The sequence below is a fragment of the Dactylosporangium sp. NPDC005572 genome (genome assembly GCF_040605515.1).
Lineage (GTDB): Bacteria > Actinomycetota > Actinomycetes > Mycobacteriales > Micromonosporaceae > Dactylosporangium.
Window position 1 is genome coordinate 1 of sequence record NZ_JBEXCY010000048.1, and the last position, 26,566, is coordinate 26,566.

At 74.1% G+C, this 26,566-nt stretch carries 22 protein-coding genes; 11 read left to right on the forward strand and 11 right to left on the reverse strand.

What is annotated here, in order from left to right; all coding sequences use genetic code 11:
• The 3 genes from ABZS66_RS23395 to ABZS66_RS23405 all read right to left on the reverse strand — a co-directional run.
• Window positions 1-2,134, reverse strand: a 2,134-nt coding sequence (locus ABZS66_RS23395; RefSeq protein ID WP_354760918.1) for a DUF4407 domain-containing protein, incomplete at its 3' end; no start/stop codon positions are given.
• Window positions 2,135-2,144: 10 nt separating this feature from the next.
• A complete protein-coding gene (locus ABZS66_RS23400; protein WP_354760920.1) occupies window positions 2,145-2,669 on the reverse strand; it encodes a hypothetical protein in 525 nt (174 codons plus the stop codon).
• A 129-nt stretch (window positions 2,670-2,798) separates the two neighbouring features.
• Window positions 2,799-3,389 (reverse strand): hypothetical protein, encoded by a 591-nt coding sequence (locus ABZS66_RS23405; RefSeq protein WP_354760922.1) that lies wholly within the window; start codon window positions 3,387-3,389, stop codon window positions 2,799-2,801.
• A 54-nt stretch (window positions 3,390-3,443) separates the two neighbouring features.
• Here ABZS66_RS23405 and ABZS66_RS23410 point away from each other — a divergent pair, with 54 nt between their 5' ends.
• A complete protein-coding gene (locus ABZS66_RS23410) occupies window positions 3,444-5,633 on the forward strand; it encodes an Hsp70 family protein (protein ID WP_354760924.1) in 2,190 nt (729 codons plus the stop codon).
• Window positions 5,634-5,679: 46 nt separating this feature from the next.
• Here ABZS66_RS23410 and ABZS66_RS23415 read toward each other — a convergent pair whose 3' ends face one another.
• Complete coding sequence (locus ABZS66_RS23415) at window positions 5,680-7,005, reverse strand: cellulose binding domain-containing protein (RefSeq protein ID WP_354760926.1); 1,326 nt, start codon at window positions 7,003-7,005, stop codon at window positions 5,680-5,682.
• Between the two features lie 145 nt (window positions 7,006-7,150).
• On the opposite strand from ABZS66_RS23415, the gene ABZS66_RS23420 reads away from it, so the two are divergent.
• Both ABZS66_RS23420 and ABZS66_RS23425 read left to right on the forward strand, forming a co-directional pair.
• Entirely contained in the window at window positions 7,151-7,780 is a 630-nt protein-coding gene (locus ABZS66_RS23420) for an RNA polymerase sigma factor (RefSeq protein ID WP_354760928.1), read from the forward strand.
• Window positions 7,777-8,727, forward strand: coding sequence for a CU044_5270 family protein (locus ABZS66_RS23425; RefSeq protein ID WP_354760930.1), 951 nt, complete (start codon window positions 7,777-7,779; stop codon window positions 8,725-8,727). The genes ABZS66_RS23420 and ABZS66_RS23425 overlap by 4 nt, the downstream gene beginning before the upstream one ends.
• A 261-nt stretch (window positions 8,728-8,988) precedes the next feature.
• Here ABZS66_RS23425 and ABZS66_RS23430 read toward each other — a convergent pair whose 3' ends face one another.
• Entirely contained in the window at window positions 8,989-10,428 is a 1,440-nt protein-coding gene (locus ABZS66_RS23430) for an MFS transporter (protein ID WP_354760932.1), read from the reverse strand.
• Between the two features lie 49 nt (window positions 10,429-10,477).
• Here ABZS66_RS23430 and ABZS66_RS23435 point away from each other — a divergent pair, with 49 nt between their 5' ends.
• From ABZS66_RS23435 to ABZS66_RS23460, 6 genes are all read left to right on the forward strand, one after another.
• The gene (locus ABZS66_RS23435; RefSeq protein WP_354760933.1) at window positions 10,478-11,080 is read left to right on the forward strand and encodes a TetR/AcrR family transcriptional regulator; all 603 of its coding nucleotides are present in this window, start codon (window positions 10,478-10,480) and stop codon (window positions 11,078-11,080) included.
• 193 nt (window positions 11,081-11,273) lie between these two features.
• Window positions 11,274-12,647 carry a cytochrome P450 gene (locus ABZS66_RS23440; protein WP_354760935.1) on the forward strand — a complete coding sequence of 458 codons (1,374 nt, stop codon included), beginning with the start codon at window positions 11,274-11,276 and terminating at the stop codon, window positions 12,645-12,647.
• Between the two features lie 354 nt (window positions 12,648-13,001).
• Window positions 13,002-15,380 carry a nitrate- and nitrite sensing domain-containing protein gene (locus ABZS66_RS23445; RefSeq protein WP_354760937.1) on the forward strand — a complete coding sequence of 793 codons (2,379 nt, stop codon included), beginning with the start codon at window positions 13,002-13,004 and terminating at the stop codon, window positions 15,378-15,380.
• A 41-nt stretch (window positions 15,381-15,421) separates the two neighbouring features.
• Window positions 15,422-15,847: a roadblock/LC7 domain-containing protein gene (locus tag ABZS66_RS23450; RefSeq protein WP_354760939.1), complete on the forward strand. Its 426-nt coding sequence runs from the start codon at window positions 15,422-15,424 to the stop codon at window positions 15,845-15,847.
• Window positions 15,848-15,857: 10 nt separating this feature from the next.
• Window positions 15,858-16,244: a DUF742 domain-containing protein gene (locus ABZS66_RS23455; protein ID WP_354760941.1), complete on the forward strand. Its 387-nt coding sequence runs from the start codon at window positions 15,858-15,860 to the stop codon at window positions 16,242-16,244.
• Window positions 16,225-16,848 carry an ATP/GTP-binding protein gene (locus ABZS66_RS23460; protein ID WP_354760943.1) on the forward strand — a complete coding sequence of 208 codons (624 nt, stop codon included), beginning with the start codon at window positions 16,225-16,227 and terminating at the stop codon, window positions 16,846-16,848. The genes ABZS66_RS23455 and ABZS66_RS23460 overlap by 20 nt, the downstream gene beginning before the upstream one ends.
• 22 nt (window positions 16,849-16,870) lie before the next feature.
• Here the strand turns inward: ABZS66_RS23460 and ABZS66_RS23465 are convergent, their stop codons facing one another.
• From ABZS66_RS23465 to ABZS66_RS23490, 6 genes are all read right to left on the reverse strand, one after another.
• The gene (locus tag ABZS66_RS23465; RefSeq protein WP_354760945.1) at window positions 16,871-17,821 is read right to left on the reverse strand and encodes a hypothetical protein; all 951 of its coding nucleotides are present in this window, start codon (window positions 17,819-17,821) and stop codon (window positions 16,871-16,873) included.
• A gap of 345 nt (window positions 17,822-18,166) precedes the next feature.
• Window positions 18,167-18,970, reverse strand: coding sequence for an ABC transporter permease (locus ABZS66_RS23470; protein WP_354760946.1), 804 nt, complete (start codon window positions 18,968-18,970; stop codon window positions 18,167-18,169).
• Between the two features lie 13 nt (window positions 18,971-18,983).
• Window positions 18,984-19,784: an ABC transporter permease gene (locus tag ABZS66_RS23475; RefSeq protein WP_354760948.1), complete on the reverse strand. Its 801-nt coding sequence runs from the start codon at window positions 19,782-19,784 to the stop codon at window positions 18,984-18,986.
• A gap of 2 nt (window positions 19,785-19,786) precedes the next feature.
• Entirely contained in the window at window positions 19,787-20,749 is a 963-nt protein-coding gene (locus ABZS66_RS23480) for an ABC transporter ATP-binding protein (protein ID WP_354760950.1), read from the reverse strand.
• Window positions 20,750-20,825: 76 nt separating this feature from the next.
• Window positions 20,826-22,922, reverse strand: coding sequence for a tetratricopeptide repeat protein (locus ABZS66_RS23485; RefSeq protein WP_354760951.1), 2,097 nt, complete (start codon window positions 22,920-22,922; stop codon window positions 20,826-20,828).
• 159 nt (window positions 22,923-23,081) lie between these two features.
• A complete protein-coding gene (locus tag ABZS66_RS23490; protein WP_354760952.1) occupies window positions 23,082-24,929 on the reverse strand; it encodes a protein kinase in 1,848 nt (615 codons plus the stop codon).
• Window positions 24,930-25,099: 170 nt separating this feature from the next.
• On the opposite strand from ABZS66_RS23490, the gene ABZS66_RS23495 reads away from it, so the two are divergent.
• Window positions 25,100-25,780, forward strand: a complete 681-nt coding sequence (locus ABZS66_RS23495) for a hypothetical protein (RefSeq protein ID WP_354760953.1) — start codon at window positions 25,100-25,102, stop codon at window positions 25,778-25,780.
• 76 nt (window positions 25,781-25,856) lie between these two features.
• Window positions 25,857-26,495 (forward strand): hypothetical protein, encoded by a 639-nt coding sequence (locus ABZS66_RS23500; RefSeq protein WP_354760954.1) that lies wholly within the window; start codon window positions 25,857-25,859, stop codon window positions 26,493-26,495.
• Window positions 26,496-26,566 lie beyond the last annotated feature (71 nt).

Below are 26,566 nucleotides of genomic sequence, written 5' to 3' on the forward strand. Positions count from 1 at the left end.
GCGTCGGCTCGGCCCACACCTCGATCTTCGTCAGCGTGCGGGTGAGCAGGTCCTTCGCGTGCTCGTCGCCGTCCGCCGCCCGGCGCAGCTGCTCGCCGTCGACGATGATGAGCAGCGCGTCGGCCGCGGCGACCTTCTCGGACAGGTCGTGGCGCAGCTCGTCGATGTCCGGCAGCTCGGTATTCTGCAGCAGCGCCTCGCCCGAGTAGTCCCAGTAGCCGATCCGCAGGACCGGCCGGTGGACCTCGCCCTCCGCGACGCTGCAGGTGAACTCGTACCGCGTCAGGTGCGCACCCGTGGTCGAGTCGGGCCACTCGGACCCCGGCCGGCGGATCGTGTCGGCCCAGTTCTCCAGGTGGGTCCGCGGGCCGCCGTCGGACAGCGTGAGCCGGAACGGCTGCCCGTCGTGGGTCCGGCGCAGCCGGTCGTACATCTGGGCGAGGAACGTCGTCTTGCCCGAGCCGGGCCCGCCCAGCGCGACGACACTGAAGCTGGGCATCGGCCCCCACGCGTGGGCGAGACGGCCGGCCTGGCCGCCCCGGTCGCGCCGGTCCGGGCCGCCCTCGCTGTCGTCGCCCCCGTCCGGCCCGGCCGGCGGCGCCTGCGCACCGAAGTCGGCGACCGGCGGCCGGTACGCCGCGCCCGCGGACTCCACCCGGGACGCCAGCGTGTACGTGGCCCGCCCGAACGGCAGGTGGTCGTCGCCGGCGATCGGACGGAACTGCGGCGCCTGCTGCTCGCGGTGCAGGGCGGCCGACAGCAGCAGCGCGTCGGCCGCCCGGTCCCGCTCGTTGCGCCGCTCGGCCCGGCCGATCTCCGCGTGCTCCTCGGACTCGTCGGCCCAGTTCATCGCCTGGTCCTCCTCGACCATGGAGCGGGCCTTGTGCTTCTGCTCGCCCAGCCGCGCCTCCGCCCGCACCAGCCGGTCGTAGGTCGTGCTGCCGGTGAACTTGGCGATCGCCGGCGCGCAGTCGATGAGGATGAGCAGGAGGCGGATCGCCCAGGTGGCGATGAGCAGCGAGAAGTGCTCGGCCGCGACGCTGTTGAGGGCCTCGATCCGCTCCAGCAGGCCGCCCTTCTTGTTCTCGTCCGCGCTCCAGTCGGCGAGCCTCCTGTTGATCTCCTCGGTCCGCTGCCGGTCCGCCTCCGCCTGTTTGCCGGCGACGGCCTGGTTGGCCGTGTCCAGGGCCTTGCGCAGGTTCGCGTCCTCGGCGGCCAGCCGGTCGCGGTTCGCCGTGGTCTCGTTGAAGACCCCCGTCAGGAGCTTGCAGACGTCGCCGTTGCCGTGGGGGCTGCCGTCGAGGCCACGGCACTCGTTGTTCATCTGGCCCCGGGCGGCTTCGACGTCCTCGTTGGCCTTGGTGAGCGCCGCGGCCGAGGCGGTGACGGCCTGCTGCGCGGCGTCCCTGGTGTTCTCGGCGGTCTCGACCGCGTTCGACTGCGGGATCGTGACGTCCTTGCAGTCGGCCTGGCGCTCCGCGGGGACCGGCGCGGCGTCGGAGGCCGGGTTGCACTGTTCGAGCAGGCTGCGCCGGGCCTCCGCGGCATCGACGCGGATCTTGGTGAGCTGCTCGGTGACCGCGGTCTCGAAGACCTTGAGCACGACGGGCTCGGCGATGACGACGCCGAACACGAGGGCCATCAGCAGCCGGGGCGCGATCGTGGCCACCCGGCGCAGGCCGTGCTCGGGCAGCGGGCTGGAGACGATCCACCGGTCCAGGTTGAAGATCAGGACGCCCCAGAAGAGGGCCGGCGCGGCGACGACGTACCACGGCTGGTCGAACGCGATCATCAGGGCGAGCGTCGACGACCCGACCGCCATCATCGCCGTGAAGAGGACGAAACCGCCCATGCCGGTGTAGCGGGCCCGGTCCACCTTGGCCCAGGCGAGCAGGTCCTCGTGCACGCCGGCGCAGCGGCGCAGCAGCCGGCCGACGTTGAGGCGACCCGGCAGGTCGGCGGGCGTGGGCTGGCCGGAGATCTTCGAGAACACCACGGCGCGCGCGGCGTCGGTGCCGCCCGTCTCGGGCATCCGCTGGTGGGGTATCCCGGGCTGCGCCGCGGCAGCGTCGAGGACGGTGCGGTCGAGGTCGCCGTCGTCGGCGAAGTGCGGCTGGTCAGGGGTCGCTGGCAACGGCTCGTCCTCAGCCCTCGGCCTTCGGGGTCAGGTCCAGGTACGCCAGCCGGGCGCGCATCCCGCGGATGCTCGGCGGCCGGATCTCGCAGTACTCGAAGATCATGTGCTGGAGCTCGGTGTACCCGATGTGGTACGTGCGGTAGCCGATGCGGCGGCTCCACAGCAGCGCGACGTAGCGCTCCAGCTCGGGGGAGATGTCGGTGATGTGGGCGCGGGCCGCGTACGCCGCGTCCCGGGTGCGGCACGCGAAGCCGAACCGCGCCACCCGGCCCGCCGGCCCCGGCTCGCCGAGGTCGAGCGCGAGCTCGAGGGAGCGCAGCGAGACGTCGACGAAGGAGACCGCGTGGGCCTGGGCGTACAGGTCGCGGGGGAAGCCGTCGCGGCCCTCGACGTGGAAGTCGCCGTGGACCGCCAGCACCCGGACCGTCCCCGAGTCACGATCGGGCGAGTGCGCCTTGCGGGTCCGCATCCACGCGCCCGGGTCCGGGAAGTCCGCGGGCGTGACGACGCGGCGAACCGGGAAGGCATCCACCGCTCGCGTCCTCTCTGATCGTCCCCTCGGATCCTATGAACCGGGGGCCGTCCAGACGGACGTTCGAACATCCAGGTACGCCAACCGTTCGATGCGTCCGACCCGGACGATCGGCCGATCGGTTCCGCGCTACTTGTGATAGTGGACCGGCCGGCTCCACAGCCGGTGCACCGCGCCGTCCTCGACCATCAGGCCGAAGCCGTAGCTGACGTCGCCGCTGTCGAAGACCGGCACGTCGACGTAGTAGTACAACGGGTCCTCCTCCAGCGGTCGCGGGGCGGTCGAGGCGTAGCGGCGCCGCAGTACCGACTCCGTATCCGCCAGCCGCGTGGCCTCGGCGGCGACGAATGCGCCGAGCACCTCGGCGAGGCCGTGGTCCTGCTCCTCGTCGCTGCGGCTGATGGCGAGGCCGGCGAAGTAGCCGTCCCTCAGCGGGTCGGCGGACTCCGCCACCCGCACCGCGAAGTCGCGCCGGTCGCCGACGCGCAGGAAGCGCAGGAGGTCGCCGAACCGCTGGGCGTCGAAGCGGTCGAGCAGCAGCAGCCCGGCCTGCGCCGTCCAGACCGAGACGCGGCGCGTCGCGTCGGCGAAGGTGCGGCCCCACAGCGGATGCCCGTACACGTGCTGCTGGCCCCAGTCGGCCGGCAGCAGGTCCTCGTCCGGCGGGACCGCCGGGTCCACCCGCACCACCACGCCGCCCAGCCGCAACTCTCCGATCACATCCCGGCACAATACCGGGCCCGGGCGGACCGTTGGTGTGGTAAGAATCCCGCCATGGTGACGCTGGGCATCGATGTCGGGACGTTCTCGACGGTGGCCGTTCTCGGGCTCGACGGCGGCCGGGCGGTGTCGCTGCAGTTCGACGGCTCCCCGCTGCTGCCGTCGGCGGTGTGCCTCACCGACGGCGGGCTCGTCGCCGGCCGCGCCGCGCTCGAGGCGGCCCGCGGGCGGCCCGACGCGTTCGAGCCGCACCCGAAGGCCCGCATCGGCGACGCCCAGGTCCAGCTGGGCCCGCACACGGTGCCCGTCGCCGACCTCCTCGCCGCCGTGCTGCGCCGGGCCGCCGACGAGGCCGCGCGCGTGGCCGGCCGCCCCGCCGACCGGCTCGTGCTGACCCATCCGGCATCCTGGGACGGCCTGCGCCGCCAGGTCCTCGTGCAGGCCGCGGCCAACGCCGGCCTGCCGGCACCGGCGCTCGTCGCCGAGCCCGTGGCCGCCGCGAGAGCATTCGATCATGTGGTACCCCTGGGCGCCGGCATCCTCGTCTGCGACCTCGGCGCGGGCGGGTTCGACGCCGCGGTGTTGCGCCGGACGCCGGACGGTTTCGCGCTCGTCTCCGCCCAGGGCGCGCCGGACGCGGCCGGCCTGGACCTCGACGCGGCGATCGTCGTGGAGCTCGGCGCCGCCCACGCCGCCGCCGACCCGGCCGCCTGGCACCGCCTGAGCGAGCCGTCCACCCCGGCCGACCGCGCCGCCGCGCAGGCGTTCTGGGACGAGGTACGGCGGGCGAAGGAGACCCTGGCCGTCGCCCCCGCGGCGGCGGTAGCGGTCCCGATCCTGCAGATCCAGGCGACGCTCACCCGCCCGCAGCTGGACCAGCTCGCCCGCCCGCTGCTCGACCGCGCGGCGACCGCGGCCCGCCAGGCCGTGCACGCGGCCGGCCTGGCCCCGGCCCAGCTGGCGGCGGTCGTCCTCACGGGGGGCGGGAGCCGCCTCCCGCTCGCGGCCGCGGTGCTGCACCAGGCCCTGGGGGTGCCCCCGCGGCTGCTGCCCCAGCCCGAGCTCGTGGTCGCCTCGGGCGCACTGCTGGCCGCCGGCCGAGAACCCGCCGCGTCCGCCCCGACGCCGCCCGCGTCCGCCCCGACGCCGCCGGCGTCTGCCCCGCCGGCGTCTGCCCCGCCCGCGTCTGCGCGGCCGGTTTCGACGGTTGTCTCGCCGGTGTCGGCCCCGCCCGCGGCCGTGGTGTCGGCCCCACCTGCCGCCGCCGCGGTGTCATCGCCTCCGGCGTCGGCTGTCCCGGCGACGGTCTCCGCGGAGGCGCCGACGGCACCGTTCCAAGCAGAGTCCGCGCCCGCTCCAACCGCGGACGCCGCGCCCGCCGGCCCGTTCCCGCCGGTCGTCGCGCCTCCGGGTCCGTTCCCGCCGGTCGTCGCCCCGCCCGCCGGTCCGTTTCCGCCCGTGGTCGCCCCGCCCGCCGGTCCGTTCCCGCCCGTGGTCGCGCCGCCCGCGGGTACGTTCCCGCCGGGCGCCGCGCCCGCCGATGGCCCGCCGGCCGCGCCGTTCGCGGGCCAGGCGTCGTTCCCGGGCCAGGCGCCGTTCGCCGGGCAGGTGCCGCCGACGACGTGGCAGGCACCGCCCGCGCCGGGCGGGCGGCGTACGGGGCTGCTGGTCGCCGGCATCGCGGCCGCGGTGTTCGTCGTGGTCGCGCTGGTGGCCGGGGCGGTCATCGCCCTCCGGTTCGTCGGTGACGGCTCCGGCGACCGGCCCAGCGCGGGCGGCGCGGGCGGCGCGGGCGGGAGCTGCCGGCCCGCGGATACGACGAGTGCGTACCCGCCGCTGCTCACCGGGTTCGACCAGCGCCTCGCGACCGAGCCGAAGGTCACCGCCGGCAACGCCGACATCACCGCGCTCGGCAGGACCATCCTCATCGAGGGGCACTGCGCGGTGGTGAAGGCCGGTCAGACGGTCACCGCCAACTACGTCGGGGCGACCCTGCGCGACGGCAAGGTCTTCGACTCGTCGTGGCAGCACGGTACGACGTTGGACACCCTCGTCGGCGCTCGCGAGAAGGGCCTCCAGCAGGTGGTCATCGACGGCTGGGACCAGGGCCTGGTCGGCGTCAAGGTCGGCAGCCGGGTCCAGCTCGACATCCCGCCCCGGATGGCCTACGGGGAGTACCCGCCGCAGGGAGCCCCGACGGGCGCCCTGCGCTTCATCGTCGACGTGCTGAACGTCAAGGACTGACCCTGGACCTCCGTCCGGCAGCCCGCCACGACGGCCGCGGCCGACGTCAGCGCACGGCACAGCCGGCGACGGCGACGGGCGGCGCGCCGTTGACGACCATGCCCCAGCTCGTGCTGCCACCGGCCGGGACGGCGCCGTTGTACGCCTGGTTCGTCGCGGTCAGCTGCTGGCCGCTCTGCGACACCACGGCGTTCCAGGCGCTGGCCACTGTCTGCGTGCCGGGGAATGTCAGCCGGACGGTCCAGCCGGTCGACGGCGCGGTGCCGGTGTTGCGCACGGTGACGTCGGCCTGGTAGCCGCCGGACCACGAGTTGGTGACCGCGACGGACGCCGTGCACGTCGCGCCGCCGGAGGCGCTCGGGGACGCACTCGCGCTCGCACTCGGGGACGCGCTCGCACTCGTGCTCGGGGACGCGCTCGGGGAGGTGGTGCCGGTCGTGTACGTGACCGCGGTGTACGGCGCGCCGCACTGCGACGAGCACGCCGACGGCAGCGAGAACGCGTACTCCCGGCCGCCGAACAGCAGCGCGTCGGTGACGTCACGCACCCGGATGCGGAAGCTCGTGCCGCCCGACGTGGTGCCGCCGATGACGAACGACTGGCCCATGTCGCCGTTCATCGCGGCCGTCCTCCAGGCGCCGTCGGCGAAGTACTCCACGCCGTGCACACCGTTCGGCAGCCGCGACACCGCGATCGCCGGCCACCAGCGCTGCGCGCCGGCGAGGAAGCCGACGCGGATGTCGCCGGTGTACGCCGGGGCGGCGATGAACTGCCACGACACGTGCCGGTTGTTCCAGTGCGACGGGTACAGGTCGGTCATCGCCGCGCCGTTCTTCACGAACCGGTTCAGGGAGTCCTTCGACAGGTCCAGGTGGTACGGGTCGTCGCGGCACCAGCCGTTGGGGTCGCCGCAGGAGTCGGCGACGAGCATGTCGAGCGTGCCGTCGTTGTACGCGTCGGACGTCCACGCCCCGTTGCGGCAGAACGGCTGCCCGAGCGCCCCGTCGTTGACGCCGGTGCAGTAGTCGCCGATCCTCACCCGCACCCACCGGCCGCAGTTGCGACCGTTGTTCCACAGCCCCATCCTCGCGGCCTGCGCCGCGGGCAGCGGCCGCTGGTACATCGTGCCGTCGCCGGGCGTGTCGAAGACGTTCAGCGCGACGAAGTTCTGCGTCTCCAGCTCCGCCTGCGGCAGCCCGCAGCCGCCGTACGGTGAGCCGAGCCCGTCGAAGTAGGTGGCGTTGCCGGTCACCGGCGCGGCCGGCTCCGGCACCGTCGCGCGGGCCGTGGGCTGCAGTGCCAGGACCACCAGGAAGGCGCCGGCGGCGGCGATCACCGGGACGGCTCGCCGGATGCCACGATGCGGGCTCATGCCCGGCACCATCGGCCCGGGCCGCCCACGGGTCAACGGCCCGCGGCCCGGCGCTGGCCCCACCTGCGACGGGCCGCGAAACTTCCACGCCGTGGTGTGGCCCAGGTCACAGGAACCCACTGGTCCGGCCCGGACAGTCCTAGGTGTGCAGCAGAGTGCGCGGCTCCGGGTACGGGCGGGGGATCCGGAGATCTTCCGGGAGCTCTTCGCCGAATACGCCCGCTCCGTCTACAACCATGCGTTCCGGCTGACCGGCACCTGGCCGGCGGCCGAGGACGTGGTGTCCCTGACCTTCCTGGAGGCGTGGCGCCTGCGCGGCACCGTCGACGCCGACATCGGCGCCGGTTCGCTGCGGCCGTGGCTGCTCGGCATCGCCACCAACGTCGCGCGCAACCTGCGCCGCGCCGCCCGCCGGCACCAGGACGCCCTGGCCCGGCTCCCGCGGCCGGAGCCGGTGCCGGACCTCGCCGAGGAGGTCACCGCCCGCATCGACGACCGCGAACGGCTCGCGCGCGTGCGGGTCGCGCTGGCCGCGCTGCGGCAGCCCGAGCGCGAGGTGCTGGCGCTGTGCGTGTGGGCCGGCCTGGACTACGCGGAGGCCGCCGAGGCGCTCGGCGTGCCGGTCGGCACCGTGCGCTCCCGGCTGTCCCGCGCCCGTGCCCGGCTGGCCCGGCTCGTCGCCGCGGGGAAACTCCGGGAACCGCCGTCCGGCACCGGACAGATGAAGGACGGCCGCGGTACCGCGGCCCTGCTCGCCCAGGAGAAGGCCCGATGACGACATCGAACGATCGTGACGAACTGGCCCGGCTGGTGCCGGCGCCGGCGGAGCGGGACCTGCCGGGCGACCGTCACCAGCGACTCCAGGAGTTCGTGATGCGCGAGATCCACCGCGATCCCCACCCGGCTGCCGCCCCGTCCCCGCGGCGGCCACTGCTGCGCCGCTCCGTCCTCGTGACGTCGGCGCTGACCGCCGCGCTGGCGGCCGTCATCGCCGTCGCCGCCACCGGGGGGTCCGGCGGCGACCCGGTGCCGCCCGCCCCGCCCGGCCAGTCCGGCGAGTCCGCCCCGGCCGCCCTGTCCGGCCAGGACATCCTGCTCGCCGCCGCGACCACCGCGCTGCAGCAGCCCCCGGCCACCGGCACCTACTGGCACCTCAAGGCCCGCGCGCTCCACCTCGACACGGAGAGCTGGACCGACCGCGACGGCCGGACCTGGGAGCGCAACGCCAAGACCGGCGGCCGGGTGGTCGCCGTGCCCGGCCGGGCGCGGTACGCGCTGGGCGCCCCCGATGTGAGCTTCCAGCAGCTGCAGGACCTGCCGACCACGCCCGACGCGCTGAAGGCCTGGATCGCCGCCGCGACGGACGCCGCCCACGAGTACATCAGCGGCCCACCGATCGCGGATCAGCGCGACCGGCACGTGTACGTCTCGCTGATCTCCCTGGTCTCCCAGCTGCCGGCCCCGCCGGCGGTCCGCGCCGCCGCCTTCCAGGCGATTGCGGCCTACCCGACGGTCACGAACCTCGGCCCGGTCCCCGGCGGGACCGGCCTGCTGATCCCCGGCGTCTCCGGCCGATCCCCGGAACGCCTGGTCATCGACCCGGCAACCACCCAGATCCGCGAGGCGGACTTCTTCATCACCCCGGAGGGCGCGATCTACTCGGCCGCCGACGGCCACACGGTCACCCTGCAAACCGAGTGGACCACGACCCGCCCCGAGTAGCCCCGCGGGACACCGCCGCCCCGCCCGCCACCCGGCGCGCGGGGCGGCACCACGTCTGGTCGCTCCGCCCCACTCAGTCGCCGGCCAAGACAAGCCCCCCGTCGGCCGCCTCCGCACAGACCTGTGCGAGTGCCCGCAGGCGGAGCAGGCCGCGATGGTTCCCCAGGGCAAGCGCCAGAACGCCTGGCTCCGCCTGCCGTTCTGAGTCCGGCCGGCCGGAGCGGTCAGGTGCTGGTGCCGGGCGCTGGGGCGGCCGCCGGCTCAGGCGGGTTCGGGCGTCGCCGCGAGGCGGCGGGTACGGAGGAATCCCCAGGCGACCAGCGCCGCGGCCGCGACGGTGAGCGTGAGGGTCGCCGTCGTCACCGCCTCGCGGAACTGTGCGGTCTGCTGTGGGCTCCAGGCCGAGGTGGCGAGGCCGCCGGTGAACAGCGCCGCGAGGACGGTGCCGGTGACCGCGATCCCGATGCCGGAGGTGACCTCGGTGGCGGTGTCGGTGAGGGCCGCGCCGATCGTGGTGCGGTGCTCCGGCAGGCCGCGCAGCACGTTGGTGCCGGCGACGACCCCGACGACGCGGATCCCGGCGGCGACGAGCACCAGCGCGACGGCGACGAACACGTACCCGAACCGGCCCAGCAGCCCGTAGACGGCGAGCCCGGCCACGACCGTCGTGGCGCTGAGCCACGCGGCCCGTTCGAGGCCGGCCCGGCGCACGAACGGGTTGACGAACGCGCCGCCCGCGACGAGGACGACGACCTGCGGCAGCAGCCCGGCGGCGGCGAGCGCGGGCGGCCAGCCCCAGTCGAGCTGCAGCTGGAGCGTCACCAGGTAGCCCATGCCGGCCGTCGCCAGCCCGGCCGCGGCCTTGAACGCCAGCCCGCTGGAGACCAGGGGGTGGGCGACGAGCCTGAGGTCGAGGAGGGGGTACCGCGCCGAGCGCTCGCGGAGGACGAAGAGCACCGCGCCGGCGACGGCCGCCGTGGTGGCCGCCCACGGGCCCCACGACGCGGCGCCCTCGTCGACGAACAGGGTCGGCGCGACGAGCGCGAGGACGATCGTCGCCGTGCCCAGCACCGCGCCGGCGACGTCGACCGGGTCGCGGTGCAGGCCGGCCGGGTCGTCCGCGGCGATGCCGGCCCGCACGCAGATCATCGCGAGCACGGCGATCGGCACGTTCACCAGCAGCAGCACCTGCCACGGCGCGACGGCGAGCACGAAGCCGCCCGCCGTCGGGCCGACCGCGAGCCCGGCCAGGCCGACGGTCGAGACGATGGTGATCGCGCGGACCCGCAGGCCGTCGTCGTCGAACAGCCGGAACGCGAGGGCCATCGATCCCGGGGTGGTCATCGCGGCCGCGACCCCCATGGCCGCCCGGACGGCGACGAGCTGCTCCGCGGTGGCGACGAACGCGGTCGCCAGGCTGGCCGCGGCGAGCAGGCCCAGCCCGGCGAGCATGACCCGGCGCCGGCCGAACCGGTCGGCGACCGCGCCGAACGCCAGCATCAGCCCGCCGAACACGACCGCGTACGCGCCCGTGACCCACTGCAGCGCGGTCGTGGAGGCGTGCAGCTCGCGCCCGATGGTGGGCAGCGCGACGTTCAGGATCGAGTTGTCGAGCATCTCGAAGAGGAACACCGCGGACAGTCCGGCCAGGGCGACCCACGCCTCCCGCAACGAGGCTACTTTGCGTATCGTGGTCTGCATGCCACTAGGTTAAGTGACTAAGCTTAGTCACACAAGGGGGTGGGGTTGGATGCCCAGGACTTCGGCGCGGGGCGGCCCGCAGACGCGCGCGCGGATCGCGGAGGTCGCGGCCCGGCTGTTCCTCGAGCGCGGGTTCGACGGGGTCACGGTCGCCGAGGTCGCGCGGGAGGCCGGGGTGTCGAGCGTGACGGTCTTCAAGCACTTCCCGCGCAAGGAGGACCTGTACCTCGACCGCGCGGTCGACGCCGTCGAGCTCCTGCGCGCGGCGGTGCGCGACCGCGCGCCGGGCGTCGACGTGCTCGCGTCCCTGCGCGACACCACCATCCGCCTCGTCGACGACCGCCACCCGCTCTCCGGCGTCAACGAGCGGTCCGCCCCGTTCTTCCGGACGGTCGCGGCGTCGCCGTCGCTGGTGGCGCGGGCGAGGGAGATCGCCTACGAGCTGGAGCGGACCCTCGCCGAGGAGCTCGACCGCGACCCGGCCTACGACGGCGACGGTGAACTGCTCGCCGCCTGCTTCATCGCCGGCTACGGCACGGTGCTGGTGGCGACCGCACGCCGGCTCATCGCGGCCGAGCCGCCGGGCGCGGTGGTGGACGACCAGCGGGCGCGCTTCGAGCGACTGTTCGACGCCCTGCGCAACGGGTTCTGAAAAATGCCCTCTTGCAGCGATGTTTCGGGAGCTGGACGCCGTCTGCGACAAGTTACATACCGGGTAAATATATACATCGAACACTGCGGAGGATGGCCGCTCGTGCCCGGCAGGTGCGATGATCGTGCAGGTTTCGAAATGCACGTTGCGAGTCGCCCGGGCGCCGCGATGCCCGAGTCCGTGGGGGTGTCACATGTCCACCGTCCAGGAGGTCGCCGCGCGCAAGGCCGGCACTGTTGCGTTCCATCGGGCGGTGCCCCGGCTCGCCCGTGATCCGCTCGGCGCGCTCGTCGGCTTCGCCGAGCAGGCCGGCGGCGAGGTCGTCCGGGTCAACCTCGGTGCCTTCCGGCCGTATCTCATCTCCGATCCGGCCGATGTGCAGTACGTCCTGCGCGACAACGCGGCCAACTTCACGCGCGACGGCAAGGGCATGCTCTGGCGTTCGGTGAAGCGGCTGTTCGGCGAGGGCATCCTGGCCGAGGGTCAGGTCTGGGCCGCGAGCCGAAACACGCTGCAGCCGCTGTTCACGTCCAGGCGGGTGGACGCGCTCGTCGACGGGCTGGCCGCCTCGATCCACGAGTCCGTCGAGCGGCTCGACGTGCCGGCCCGGGCGGGGACCCCGGTCGACCTGGGCGCCGAGCTGTCGAAGATCGTGTGCGGCGCCATCATGCGGGTGCTGTTCGCCGACAAGGTGACCGTGCCTGAGGCGCTGCGCATCGTCAATGCGCAGAACACCATCGCCACCGCGATCGTGTTCCGGCTGGTCGTGCCGTTCGTGCCCAACGGGGTGCCGATGCCGGGCGACCGGCCGTTCCGCGACGCCGTGCAGCAGATCGACGACATCCTCCTGCCGATCGTGCGTGCCGCCCGCGAGCGCGGCGACGAGGGCGACGACATCATCTCGACGCTCGCGCGGGCCGTCGACGCGCAGGGCCGGCCGATCGACGAGCGGCAGGCGCGCAACGACACCGTGGCCATGTTCGCCACGACGACGGAGACGACGTTCGGCGTCCTCACCTGGCTGTGGCCGATCCTGCAGGCCCACCCGGACGTGGCGGAGCGGCTCTACGAGGAGGTCGACCGCGTGGTCGGCGATGGGCCGATCACCCGCGCCCAGCTGGGCGAGCTGACGTACATGAAGGCGGTCCTGGAGGAGCTGCTGCGGCTGTACCCCGTGGGCTGGCTCATCCCGCGCGTCACCGTCGCCGACGACGTCGTCGGCGGGACCCGGATCCCGGCGGGGTCCGACATCCTCGTCAGCCCGTACATCACGCAGCGCCTGGCCAAGGTCTGGGAGCGCCCCGGCGAGTTCGACCCCGAGCGCTTTTCCGCCGCCCGGGCCGAGCGGCACCACCGGTACGCCCACTATCCCTTCGGCGGCGGCCCGCACGTGTGCCTCGGGCAGCATTTGTTCTATCTCGAGGCCCAGCTCATCGTGGCCACCATTCTGCGCCGGTTCAGGTTCGAGGTGACCGACCCGGCGATCCCCGAGGCGCAGGTGGCGGCGTCACTGCGGCCGAAGGTCAAGGTCGAACTGACGCTGCAGCCCCGGGACGCCGCCGGCTGAACCGGACCCGCCGCTACCGCAGCGCGACGCCGGCTGGGGCGACGGCGTCGCCGCCTGGGCGAACAGCAGAACGAAGCCGGTTCCGGACCAGCCCGTCGGCGCGGCCCGCCGCACGGTATGCGACTGCTGAATGCATGCGCTGGTCGCGGCGCCCTTCATGATTTGTAACAGAAATTGACCTCGTTCGAGTTGGATTGCACGGTGGGATGTTGCTAGCGTGCGTCGGTGTCCCGGCGCGGGAGTGTCCGAGGTGAATGGAGCGCGCCGCCGGACGCGTTCACTGCTGACTGGGACGGTGTGATGGCTTCCCGCAGTTCACGGCTTCGGCTCCGCTCCAAAATTACGGCCCTCCTGGTGTCGCTGTTCCTCCTCTGGGCGTTCGCCGCCTGGGTCACGCTTCGGGACGGTGTCAACCTCCTCTGGGTCCAGACCTACAACAGCCGTATCTACGACCCGAGTGAGTCGCTGCTGCTCGAACTGCAGACCGAGCGGCGCATGTCGGTGGTCCAGCTCGGCACCGCCGGCGCCGGCCGATCAACCGATGTCGACGCCCAGCGCAGCAAGGTCGACGGCCTCGCTGCCGAGTTCCGCCGTTCGGCGCAGGACCGCTGGGCCCGCTGGGCCGCCGACGCCGACCTGGAGCGGCGCGTCGCCGACGTGCTGACCGGCCTCGACGGGCTCGGGGCCATGCGTGCGTCGATCGACGCGCGCAGCGTCGACCGGGCCGCCGCGGCCACCACCTACACCGAGGTCATCGAGTCGATCTTCCAGGTGTACTACTCGCTGGGTAAGCTCGACGACCAGGCGATCGCCGACGACACCGTGACGCTGATCCAGCTCAACGAGGTTCGCGAGATCGTCTCGCAGGAGGACGCGCTGCTCGCCGGCGCGCTCGCGGCGAACCGGTTCACCGACCTGGAGTACGCCCGCTTCACGCAGCTCGTCGGCGCCCAGCGGTTCCTCGCCGGCACCGTCGCCGGGAAGCTGCCGGCGGCCGACCGGGCCCACTACGACGCGATGACCGGCAGCGCCGAGTTCACCCGCTTCCGCACCATCGAGGACCAGGTCGTCGGCGGTTCCCGTACCACGCTGAAGGTCCCGGTCGACGCCGCCGGCTGGCAGGTCGCAGCCGAAGCCGCCCAGGCCCAGATCCTCGACGTCGTGCTCAAGGGCGGCGACGCGGTCGTCGGGCGGGCCACGCCCGTCGCGGCCTGGGTCATCATCCGCCTGCTGCTCGCCGCCGGTCTCGGGTTCGCGGCGCTGGTCGCGTCCATCGTCATCTCGATCACGACCGCCCGGCGGCTGCTCGAGCAGCTGGTGCGTCTGCGCGACGCCGCGCACGAGCTGGCCAACGAGCGGCTGCCCGCGGTCATGCAGCGGCTGCGCAGCGGCGAGCAGGTCGACGTGGCGACCGAGGTGCCCCCGCTGGCGTTCGGTGACGACGAGGTCGGCCAGGTCGGCCAGGCGTTCAACGCCGTGCAGGAGGCCGCCGTGCGCGCCGCCGTCGAGCAGGCCGAGCTGCGCCGCAGCGTCCGCGAGGTCTTCGTCAGCATCGCCCGCCGCTCGCAGTCGCTCATCCATCGCCAGCTGCAGATGCTCGACCAGCTGGAGCGCAAGGAGCAGGACGCGACCCGGCTCGACGAGCTGTTCAAGGTCGACCACCTCGCCACCCGCATGCGCCGCAACGCGGAGAACCTGATCCTGCTCGGCGGTGGCGCGCCGGGCCGCGTCTGGCGCCGGCCCGTGCCGATGATCGACGTGATCCGCGGCGCGACCGCCGAGATCGAGGAGTACACCCGCGTCGAGGTCCGCCCGATTCCGCAGTGCGCGGTCGAGGGGCGCGCGGTCGGCGACATCATCCACCTGCTCGCCGAGCTCGTGGAGAACGCCGCCGGGTTCTCGCCGCCGCAGACGATGGTGACGGTCGCCGGGCAGCTGGTGAGCAACGGCTTCGTGGTCGAGATCGAGGACCGCGGCCTCGGCATGGGCGAGCAGGCCCTGGCGTCGGCGAACCAGCAGGTGACCGAGCCGCCCGAGTTCCAGCTGAGCAGCAACGTCGTCCTCGGCCTGTTCGTCGTCGGCCGGCTGGCCCAGAAGCACGGCATCCGGGTCCAGCTGCGGCCGTCGCCGTTCGGCGGCACGACCGCGATCGTGCTCATCCCGGCCGCGCTCATCGTCGTCGACGAGCAGCACGCCGGCCTGCCCGCCCGGCTGGCCGCGGCGAACGGCGCGGCGGCGATCACCGCTTCCAGTGCGGCCGGCGCTGACGCCGCGGTGGCCCGGTCGACGCAGCCGGTGATCTTCGACGCCGGCCCGGCCGCCGAGCCCAGGCACGGCGCGGTCGCGGTGATCTCGCGGCAGGACGAGTTCGTGGGGCAGCACCGGACGGGGCCGAACGGGCTGACGGCCGACGCTTCGGCCGATGCGGCCGGCGCCTCGTCCGGCGCCTCGTCCGGCGCACTGTCCGGCCCGGCGGCCGAGCCGAGCCTGGCGATCACGGCGTCCGGCCTGGACCGGCGGGAGCGCCGGCCGCGCCGGCTGCAGGGCGAGGCCGTCCCGCCCCCGCCGCCGGCCGGACCGCCGGACCGCTCGGCGGAGGAGGTCGGCGCCCGGATGGCGGCGCTGCAGGCCGGCTCACGCCGCGCCTGGGATGAGGGCGCCGTCGCCGACGGCCCCACCGGTGAGGCCTCGCCGGAGGACCGGCGTCGGCCTGGTTCGCCGGCCGAGCAGTAACGCACGACGACCGCGACAGACGTCACGAGAAAGGGAGCATCGTGGGGCAGGAACCGAACGGTGCCGCCACCGATCTGAGCTGGTTATTGCAAGACCTGGTGGGCCGGGTGCCGGATGTGCAGCACGCCGTCGTGCTCTCGGCGGACGGCCTGCTGATGGCCTCGTCGTTGGGTATCGCACGCGACGATGCCGACCGGCTTTCCGCTGTCGCCTCCGGTCTGCAGAGCCTCGCCGCGCGGGGCCTTCCCGACCGCTTCGACCTCGGCGAGCTCCGGCAGACCTCGCTGGAGTTCGACGACGGGTACGTCTTCGTGGTGGCGGCCGGATACGGTGCCCGGCTCGTGGTCGTGGCCGGCCACGAGACCGACATGGGTCAGGTCAGCTACGAGATGGTGATGCTGGTCAAGCGTGTCGCCGAGCACCTCGCGGCCCAGCCGCGAACCTCTGCCGGTCAGAACGGCAGGTGACGCCGAGACGATGGCATCCAACTTCGAAGGCGGGCACGAGGTCTGGGCGGACGCGGACGCAGGTCCGGTCGTCCGCCCGTACGCCATGACGCGGGGCCGGACCCAGCCGATCGGTCACGACTTCGACCTCATCTCGCTCGTCACGTCCATCGGGTCGATCGTCTCGGCCGACGTCGGTCTCGGCCCCGAGCACGAGGCGATCGTCAAGCTCTGCTGGCGAGCGAACTCGGTCGCCGAAATCTCCGCCCATCTCGAGCTCCCGGTCGGCGTCGTCCGCGTCATGCTCGGCGACCTGCTCAACCGGGGCCTCATCGTGGTCCACGACCCGGTGTCGGCGACCGAGCCGACTCCCGACGACATCTATGATGCGGTGATCGATGCCATCCACAAGCTTTGACCCGCGCGCCGGCCTCCCGGCCGTGCCCAGGGCCACGAAGATCCTCATCGCCGGTGGTTTCGGCGTCGGCAAGACGACCCTCGTCGGTGCGGTCAGCGAGGTCCAGCCGCTGCGCACCGAGGAGGTCCTGACGGAGGCGGGCGTCGGGATCGACAACGTCGATCTGGTGCAGGAGAAGTCGACCACGACCGTGGCCATGGACTTCGGCCGGATCACGATCAACGACGCGCTCGTGCTGTATCTGTTCGGCACCCCGGGCCAGCAGCGCTTCCTGTTCGTCTGGGACGAGCTGGCGCTCGGTGCGCTCGGCGCGGTCGTGCTGGCCGACACCCGCCGGCTGCGGGACAGCTTCCCGTCCATCGACTACTTCGAAGAGCGCGACATCCCGTTCGTCGTGGGCGTCAACTGCTTCGAGGGTGCGCAGCGCTACCGCACCGAGGAGGTCCGGGGCGCGCTCGCCCTGGACCACGAGGTGCCGGTCATCCTCTGCGACGCCCGCGACCGCGGCTCGGTGAAGGATGTGCTCATCGCGCTGCTCCGGCACGCGCAGACGGTCGCCAAGCAGCGGCGCGAGGCGGCCGGGAGCCCCACGATTCCCGCATAGGAGGCACCACGGTGGCCGCGGTTCACGCGGTGGCGACCACCGTGGTGCCGACCGCGGTCCAGGCCCGGCCGGTCCGCGGGGACACGGCCAGCGCGGCCGGCGCACCTGGCAGCCGGGCCACCGCCGGCGCACCCGGCAGGGCCACCGCGGACCGGGTGAAGTCCAGCGCCCACCGCCGGACGGCACCGTCGCGGCTCGCGGCGACGACCGCGCCCGGGCCCAGCCCGACGCCGACGATCTCGCCGCCGCAGCCGCGCAACGGCCCGGCGACGGCGGCACCGCTGCCGGCGTCGTGCAGCCACACGCCGTGCGCGTCGTCGGTGTTCACCACGCCCGCCCGCCCGTCCACCTCCCCGAGGCCCAGCGCGGTCCCTTCCAGGCCGGGCCCGCCGGTGAGCGTGCAGCGGACCCGTCCGCCGCTCCAGACGTACTGCGAGAACAGGTCGCTGGTCGCCCACACCGGCTCGCCGCCGACGACGGCCGCGGTGAACCGGCACATGCCGCCCTCGTGGCCGTCGCGCTCGTCGTAGTAGTCCGGCGGCCGGCCGATGCGTCCCCGGACGTCGCCGAGCTCCTCGGAGCGCCCGGTGACCGCGTCGACCGCCAGCACCGCCCACCAGGTCGCCACGACGATCGCCGGCCGCCCCCGGTGCGGCAGGAAGTACGGCCCGAAGGCGGCGCCGTACGGGCAGGAGAGCTCCTCGACGGCGGAGCCGGCGTCCCAGGCGGTGAGGAACCCGTCGCCGTCGAGCGCGGCGACGAGGGTCGCGGCACCGGCGTCGCCGATCGCGACGCCCCGGACCGGCCCCGGGAGGTCCTGCTCGGCCCGGCCGACCAGCGCACCCGTGGTGGCGTCCCACCACCGCACCGCGCCCGACTCGTCCCCGCTGACCACGACCTCACGGCCGCGCAGCACCCCGGCCGCGACCGCGGTGACGAGTCCGTCGTGCTCGGCGAGCAGGGGCAGCGGCATGCCGTCGATGATGTGCCCGCGGCGCAACCGGTGATTCGCGCCCGGCTGTTCCCCGGCCGCTGGCGGATGGTCCCGACCCGGGCCAACGGCGAGCCGGCGCTGGCCGTCCACCTCCTGGACCCCGCGGCGGGCGAGCTCCACGCCCAGGGCATCACGGTCCTGTCGGTCCTCGCCGGCCGGGTCTCCCGGGTCCTCGTGTTCAACGACCCGCGGCTGTTCGCCCGCTTCGGCCTGCCCACCTCGGCGGTCGCTCCTTCCGGGCCGCGCAACCGAGGCTCGACCACGGCACCTCCCGGCCGCCTGAGGTCAGGCGCGCGGCCTGCCTCAGGGGCCGGGTCGAGCGGCCTACGGGTCGAGGCGGCGGCGCAGCCGGGTGCTCGCGGCCCAGAGGCAGATCCCGCCGAGGGCGGCCAGGTATGCCGCTGACAGCGTCAGCTGCCAGCCGGCCTGGCCCAGCACCGGCTGCCGGATCAGCTCGATGCCGTGGTACAGCGGGAGCGCGCCGACGAGGTAGCGGATCGGCTCGGGGTACACCGTGATCGGGTAGAACGTGGTGGCGAACAGGAACATCGGCAGCATCACCAGCTGCATGATCTGCCCGTCGGAGAAGTCCCGCATGTACGTCGCGGCGAGCAGGCCCATGCCGGCGAACGCGAAGCCGATAAGCAGCGCCCCGGGCAGCGCGAGCAGGCCGAGCGGGGAGCGGACGAGGCCGAACGCGGCCATGAGCGCGAGGAAACCGCCCGCCTCGACCGTGCCGCGCAGCGTGGCCCAGGCCGTCTCGCCGATCGCGATGCCGCGCGCCGTGATCGGGGTGCCGACCATGACCTGGTAGGTGTTCGCGTACCGCAGGTTGAAGAACACGCCCTGGCCGGTGGCGTTGGCCGCGCCGTTCATGGCGGCCATCGCGAGCAGGGCCGGCGCGACGTACTGCGCGTAGCCGATCGACGGGTCGATGCCCTCGATGTGCCCGACGAGCGCGCCGACGCCGACGCCGATCGACAGCAGGTACAGCGCCGGCTCGAAGACGCCGAAGGCGATGATCGTCCACGCGTGCTTGTGGATCATGAGTTTGCGGAGCATGACGAGGTGCGCGCCGCCGAGGTCGAGCCGGGGTGCCGGGCGGGCGGCCAGAGGGAGCGTGGTCACGGGTGCCTCGCAATCAGTCGTGGAGGGCGCGGCGGTACGCCCGGCGGGCGAGCAGCAGGCCGGCGGTGGCGAGGACGGTGAGGTACGTCAGGTGCAGCACGGCCCGGCCCGGCTCCAGGCCGCCGAGCGCGAGCCCCCGGCACAGCTCGACCCCGTGCCACAGCGGCAGCGGGTAGACGATCGGGCGGATCACCGCGGGCAGTTCGTCGACGGCGACGAACGTGCCTGAGAAGAGGTACATCGGCATGATCACGAACCGGAAGGTGTTGAAGAACGTCTCGCGGCTGCGGATCGTGACCCCGAGCGCCATGCCGGGGGTGGCGAACGCGAGCCCGGTCAGCACCGCGGCCGGCAGGGCGAGCAGGACGAGAGGGCTGCGGGCCACGCCGAACAGCAGCATGACGAGGAGCACCGCCGCGGCGCTGGTCGCGATCCGGAACGCGATGAACAGCAGGTGCCCGGCCAGCACGTCGATCGGGTCGAGCGGGGTGCACGCGGCGGCCCGGTAGTTGCGCCGGTCGCGCAGGGACAGGAACGAGCCGGCCGCGGACTCGATCGTCGCGGTCTGCATCGCGGCCGCGGCGAGCAGCCCGGGAGCGAGGAACGCCAGGTACGACGCGCCGTGCAGGCTCGCGCTCGCACTCGTGTCGACGAGCCGGCCCAGGCCGACGCCGATGCCGACGAAGAACAGCAGCGGGTTGGCGATGTTCATGACGATCGAGCTGCGCCACGTGCGCCGGTAGTGCAGCAGCCAGAAGGCGACCTCGCCGCGCACGAGTGGCCAGCGGCGCAGCGGTGGAAGGGTGGTGGTCATCGTCAGTCGACCAGCGTCCGGCCGGTCAGCGCGAGGAAGACGTCCTCGAGCGACGAGCGGCGGATCAGCGACGTGATCGGCCGCAGCTCCTGGCGGTTGACGGTGTGCAGCGTCGCCTCGCCGTCGTCGGCGTACACGAGCAGGCGGTCCGGCAGGGTCTCGATGCGCTGCTCGGCGAGCGCGGCGCCGAGCGCCTTGGCCGCCGTGGCGAGGTCGTCGGGGTCGAAGCGCGCCTCGACCACCTCCCGGGCGCAGTGGGCGTCGATCAGCTCCCGCGGTGTGCCGGCGGCGACGATGCGGCCCTGGTCCATGACGACGAGCCGGTCGCAGAGCTGCTCGGCCTCGTCCATGTAGTGCGTGGTGAGGATCAGCGTCACGCCGTCGCGCTTCAGCCGGAACAGCCGCTCCCACAGTACGTGCCGGGCCTGCGGGTCGAGCCCGGTCGTCGGCTCGTCGAGCAGCACGAGCTCGGGCTGGTTGATGAGGGCCCGCGCGATCGTGAGCCGGCGGCGCATCCCGCCGGACAGCTCGTCGACCCGCGCGTCCGCCTTGTCGGTGAGCTGCGCGAACTCCAGCAGCTCCCGGGTGCGTTCGTCGATGACGCGGCGGGGCAGGGCGAAGTACCGGCCGTAGAGCAGGAAGTTCTCGGTCACTGACAGCTCGCCGTCGAGCGCGTCGTCCTGCGGCACCACGCCGAGCCGCGAGCGGATCCGCCGGCCGTGCTCGCGGACGTCGAGGCCGAGCACCTCCAGCTCACCCGAGGTCGGGGTGGAGACGCAGCCGATCATCCGCATCGTCGAGGACTTGCCGGCGCCGTTCGGTCCGAGGAAGCCGAAGCACTCGCCCCGGCGCAGGGTGAAGTCGATGCCGTCGACCGCGGTGAACTCGGCGCCGCGCCGCTTCGCATACCGCTTGTGGAGATTTTGGGCGCGCACCATCGGCGCCGTCCCCCGTATGTCGTCCATGTTGAAACAATCAACCGTTCAAAACTGACGGCGTCAAGACAGTTTGTTGCACCAGATCGCCAGAGTCTTGCGAAGCTCAGTGCTGGGCGTCGCGTGCTTCCTGCCAGCGCGCGAGGGCGTCCCGGGTGCTCACGGTGGCGGGATGGCCGGGTCCGAGGACCCGTCGCTGGTCGGGCAGCAGTGCCGCGAGGGCGGCCGCGGCGGTCGCCGCGTCGCCGGCCCGGCCCAGCCAGTGGGCCAGCTGGCCGCGGGTGACGAGCGTGTCGGGATGGTCGGGCCCGAGGATCCGCGACCGGTCGGTGAGCAGCCGCCGCAGCGCCGTCACGGCGCCGGCCGGGTCGCCGGCGAGCCCGCGCCACCGGGCGAGGTTGCCGCGGGTGGCCATGGTGTCGGGGTGGTCGGGGCCGAGCACCCGCAGCCGGTCGGCGAGCAGCTGCTCAGCCGCCTGTGCCGCGCCGGGCAGGTCGCCGGCCTCGCCGCGCCACCAGGCGAGGTTCGAGCGGGTGTGCATGGTGTCGGGATGCTCCGGGCCGAGCACCCGCGACCGGTCGGCGAGCAGTTCAGCGAACGCGGCGGCCGCGCCGGCCGGGTCGCCGGTCTCGCCCCGGCAGTAGGCGAGGGTGTTGCGCGTGGTCAGGGTGTCGGGGTGGTCGGGGCCGAGGACCCGCAACCGGTCGCCGAGCAGCAGCTGCGCGTCCTGGGCGGCGCCAGCCGCGTCGCCGGTCTCGCGCCGCCGCCACGCGAGGTGGCTGCGGGCGGCCAGGGTGTCGGGGTGGTCCGGGCCGAGCACCCGCAGGCAGTCGGTGACGAGCTGGGTGAAGTGGGCGACGGCGGCGGCCGCCTGGCCGGTGTCGCCGAGGCTCTCCCCGGCCCGGAACAGCACGCCGTGGGCGGTGGGGGTGAGCAGGTCGTCGCCGCCGTGGTGGTACAGCGCGGCGGCGTTGGCCCGCAGCACGTGACCGTCGGCCTGACGCTCGGCGGAGCCGGGCCAGAGCTCCATGAGCGCATCGGCGGCGGCGTGGACGACCGCGTGCCGCCGCTGCGGGCCGCACCGGTCGCGGGTGGCCCGCTGGACCAGCGCGTGGACGCGGAGCCGGCCGGCGGCGGGGTCGACGGTGACGAGGCTGAGCCGCTGCAGGTTGCGCACCGCGTCGCCGGCCGCCTCCGCGTCGGCGCCTCCGGCGGGGAGGTACGCCCGGACGACCGTGGTGGTGAACAGGTCCATGGGGACGCCGTTCGGGTCGAGCAGCGCGGCCAGCTCCAGGATCGGCCGGGCCACGCCTGCCGGGTCGAGCCGGTCGGCGGCCTCGACCGACAGCGACCAGGTCGCGTCGACCGCGGCGCGGTGCTCGTCGGGCAGCGCGTCGGGCTCCGGGAACAGCTGCGCGAGGCTGCGGCGCCGGTCGGCCAGCCGCCGCCGGTAGCCGGCGACGTCCAGCCCCCGGTCGAGGATGTACGCGGTGGCCTGGGCCAGCGCCAGCGGGAGGTGCGCCAGGTCGGCGGCGAGCCGCGCGAGCCGGTCGGGCGGCTCGTGGGTCAGCTTGTACCGCAGGTACCCGGCCGCCTCACCGGGGGTGAACAGGCCCACGTCGACCAGTCGGCGGCCGGCGCCGGCGAGGGCGGTGTCGCGGCGGCGGGTGGTCACCAGCACCGTTCCCGACCCGGTGGCCGGCGGCCACAGCCCGGCCAGGTCGGCCGGCGCCCGCAGGTCGTCCAGGACGACGAGCCACCGCCGGTCCGTGGTGGCCAGCCAGGCCAGGAACCGCCCGGCGGCCTGCTCCTGGTCGCCGTCCTCGACCGCGAGGAGGTCGCCGGCGGCCTGGGCGTACCCGGCGACGACCGCCTGCCGGGCGGTGGCGGTGAGCCACACCAGCAGGTCCACCGTCTGCCCGGTCCAGGCGCGGTGGGCGTACGCGGCGGCCAGCTGGGTCTTGCCCACCCCGCCGAGCCCGGTGAGCACGTATGCGGCGGCCGGCCGGCGCGGATCCGGCTCGCCGAACACGTCCCGGGCCTGGTACCCGTCGGCCGGCGCCGGCACCACCCCGACCCGGTGCGGCCACGCCACCGCGGCCCGCCCGGCGAAGTAGTTGTGCTGCACGTTCCCGTCGCCGACCTGCACGCCCTGCGCCTGCCGGGCGTCCATCACCGGGCGGCCACCGTCCACGGAGGACATCCGCACACCCTTCGCCTCACGAGCGCCGGCGGGGTCCGCCCGCCTCTCGCAGCATCGTCGCCGGTGAGCGCCGCCTCCGGCAACCGGATGATCGTAGGAGCCCCGGGCCCGCAGCGGCTGGCCGCGGGCGGTGGAGGTGAACGTCGGGCCGGCCCCCACCTAGGCGGTCTCGATCTTGTACGTGAACTCGTTGACCTTGCTGTAGAAGTCGGACGGGTTGATCGGGATGACGCCGTCGTCGGTGTAACAGCCGAATCCGACGACGGTCGGGGTGACGGCCGGCACGGCGACCTTCTGGGTCAGCGGGGCGGTGGCCGACGACGCCAGGGCGATCGCGACGGTGAGGGAGTCCGCGTGCAGCGTCAGGGCCACGGTGTACGGCTTCTGGGCGCCGAACGGGAACGTGCCCTGGGTGATCGTCGCACCGACCGAGGCACTCTTGGAGCCCAGGCCCGCGACCTTGGCGACGTGCCACTCGCCGCTGTTGCAGATGTAGGCGAAGTACGCCGTCTCCGCGTCGCCGTCGACCACGCCGAGGCAGCGCGGGTGGTAGTTCGGGTTGGGCAGGGTGCCGGTGACCGAGACCGTGTTGGCCGGCGCGATGCCCGACGTGCCGGGCACCTTCTCGACGGTGGCGAAGCCGTAGGTGCCCTTGGGGGCCGTGACCGGGGTACCGCCGGGGGAGCACGCGTTCGGGCTCTTCGACTCCAGGCCGGCGAGGCTCCACTCGGCACCGTTGGGATCGCACAGCGGGAACGGGGCCGTCGTCGTGTAGCCGCGGGCCGTGGCCGGTGTGCTCTTCGCGGTGGGCGCGGGCTGGCCGGTACCGGTCGTCGTCGGGGCCGCCGTGGTGCGCTTCGACGTGCCGCCGAGCGACGTCGCGTCGTCTGCCGGGTCGTCCCGCGGGTTGTAGACGAGGAAGCCGACCAGGACCAGCAGCGCGACGACCGCGGCCGAGAGCACGCCGACCAGGACGCCGGTGCGGCGGCCGCCGGGCGCCGGGCGCGGGCCGAGCACCGTGGGCACCGCGTGCACCGGCGGGGCCGGGTAGTGCGGTGCGGCGATCGGCTGGGTCGTCTGGGAGAGGGTGTCGGTGAGCGAGGCCAGCCAGTGCGTCAGCCGCTGCGGCCGGTCCTGCGGCCGGAACTGCAGTGCGGCCAGCAGCGCCTGGACCAGGAACTGCCGGCGGGCCGTGTCGGGGTCGTGCTGCAGCCGTACCGCGATCGCGTTGACGTCGGGCCCGTGGTCCCCGGCGGTCGGCGGCGTGTCGCGCAGGACGGCGTGGACGGCGGTGGCGAAGAACGCGAACCGGTCGGCCTCGGGCGTCGTCACCGCGCCCGGCGCGAACAGTTCCGGGGCGGCGTACGGGCGGCTCCGGCCGGGCCGGCCCTGGGCGTCGGTGATGCGGGTCAGGCCCAGGTCGACCAGGACGCTGGAGCCGTCCTCGCGGATCACGATGTTGCCGGGCTTGACGTCGCCGTGCGCGACCGGGACACCGGTCTGCCGGCCGGAGTGCATCTCGTCGAGCGCGCCGGCGGCCGTGGTGAGCAGCCGCAGCCGCTGGGAGATCGACGCGTCCGGGTGCTCGTCGATCCACTCCCGGAGGGTCACGCCCTCGACGAGCCGCATGACGAGGTAGCGGTACTGCCCGGCCGGGTCGGCCGGCGGCGCGCCCTCGGCGTCGGTGGGCACGAGCGTGCCGCGGCGGTGCATCGGCGGGCCGAGGAACACGTCGACCAGCCGGACCAGGCCCGGGTGGTCGAGGCTGCGCAGCAGGTGCGTGTACCGGTCCCAGCCGGCCCGCTCGTGCTCGTTCGCCGCCGGTGGCAGGACCTTGACGGCGACGAAGCTGCGGCCGCTGTCGGACAGGTGCACGACGGCGCGCCAGACCTGTCCCTCCGCCCCGCCGCCGAGCTGGCTGATGAGCTGATACGAGTCCGGCGACGCCGCCGGACCCACCCAGAAACGATCGTCGTCGTCCATGCCAGCGCCCTTCGTGGCAGTCATGTGCGGCAACAGTACGATCTCGCCATCCGGCACGACTGGTACGATCCGGCGCGCTTCGATGCCGATGAGCCGGTGGCCGGCATCGTTGGTAGGACATGGCGCTGGCAGGGTCGGCGGGCCGGTAGGTCGGACCGCCAGGCAGGACGGGAAGTCTGGTGTCCGGTCATCGGGTGCGCGTCGTCGAGCGGGTCGCGGGCCGGCTGCAGCTGCGGTTCGAGCGGCGCGTCGAGCCGGGCACGACCCTCGACTTCGGCCGCGGCGGCAGCGTCTCGATCGGCGTCGACCCGCTCGACGACAAGGTGTCCCGGCGGGCCGCGACCGTCAGCGCCCTGGACCGCGGATGGCGCATCACGCCGACGAACCGCAGCGGGGTCGTGCTGCACCTGTGGGGGCTGGCGCCGTACCCGATCCGGCACGTCGAGACCGTCGGCTGGCACCGCGTCGGCGTGCGCGTGCTCGGCAGCCCGGGGGTGGAGCACTGGATCCTGCTGGAGGACTCGGCCGACTACACCGCCGGCGTGGACTCCGCCACCACCAGCGGGACCCACGTGAGCAAGCCGCCGCCGGAGCTGACCGACGAGCAGCGCGAGGCGGTCGGGCTGATCTTCGCGCAGCTGCTGACCTGGCCGCCGACCGTCGACGCGCAGGTGCTGCTGATCAAGCAGGCCGCGACGCGGGTGCAGCGCAGCGCGACCACCGTGCAGGGCAGGCTCGACGGGGTGCGGGCGAAGGCCCTCGCGCTGGGGCTGGGCCGCACGCCAGAGCTGACGGATCCGGAGTACCTCTACGTCCTCGTCCGGGCCGGATACGTGCCGCTCCGGCCCGAGGACGTCGACCCCCTCCTCAGCTAGCAGATCGGCGTCACAGGGTCAAGACCGTTGCGGAGCCGTCTGTTCCGCCACCCGGTTGCCGCGGTTTCGTAGGTGCATGACGAACACGCGTCCGCACGTTGCCAGGCTCGCCCGGCGCGGCCTGCTCGCAACCGACATCGAGGCGTACGGCCGCCGCACCGGGCCCGACCAGTATGCTGCCCAGCGCGTCTACGAGCTCGCCCTGCAGCGCGCGGCCGTGCGGGCCGGGCTGCCGCTGGAGCGCTGCCGGCGCCAGCCCGCCGGCGACGGTGAGATGCTCGTGCTGCCGGGCGGCGTGCACGAGCCACGGATCATCGCCACCCTGCTGCCCAGCCTCGCGGCGCAGCTGGACGCGTACAACGCGCAGCGGTGCCGGCGCCGTCGCATCCGGCTGCGGGTCGCCGTGCACCACGGCCTGATCCAGCTCGACGGCCCGACCGGCTTCCCCGGCCGCCCCCTCGTCGTGCTGGCCCGGCTGCTGGACTGCGCGCCGCTGCGGGCCGTCCTGCGCGAGCACTCGCAGGTCAGCCTCGCCGCGATCATCTCGGCCGACGTCTACGAGGAGGTCGTAACCAACCGGTACGGCGGGCTGCGGCCCGGACTGTTCCGGCCGGCCGCGGTCGACCTGCGCGGCGTCGAGCGCGCCGGGCGGGCCTGGGTCTACGCGCCCGGGCACGACCTCGCCCAGGTTCCCCGCCGCCCGCTGGCCGGCTGACACGGTCGCCGTACCGCGGCCCGTTGCGGTTCGCCGGGCGCCACCGGATCCCGCGGCCTACCGTGGGTGGT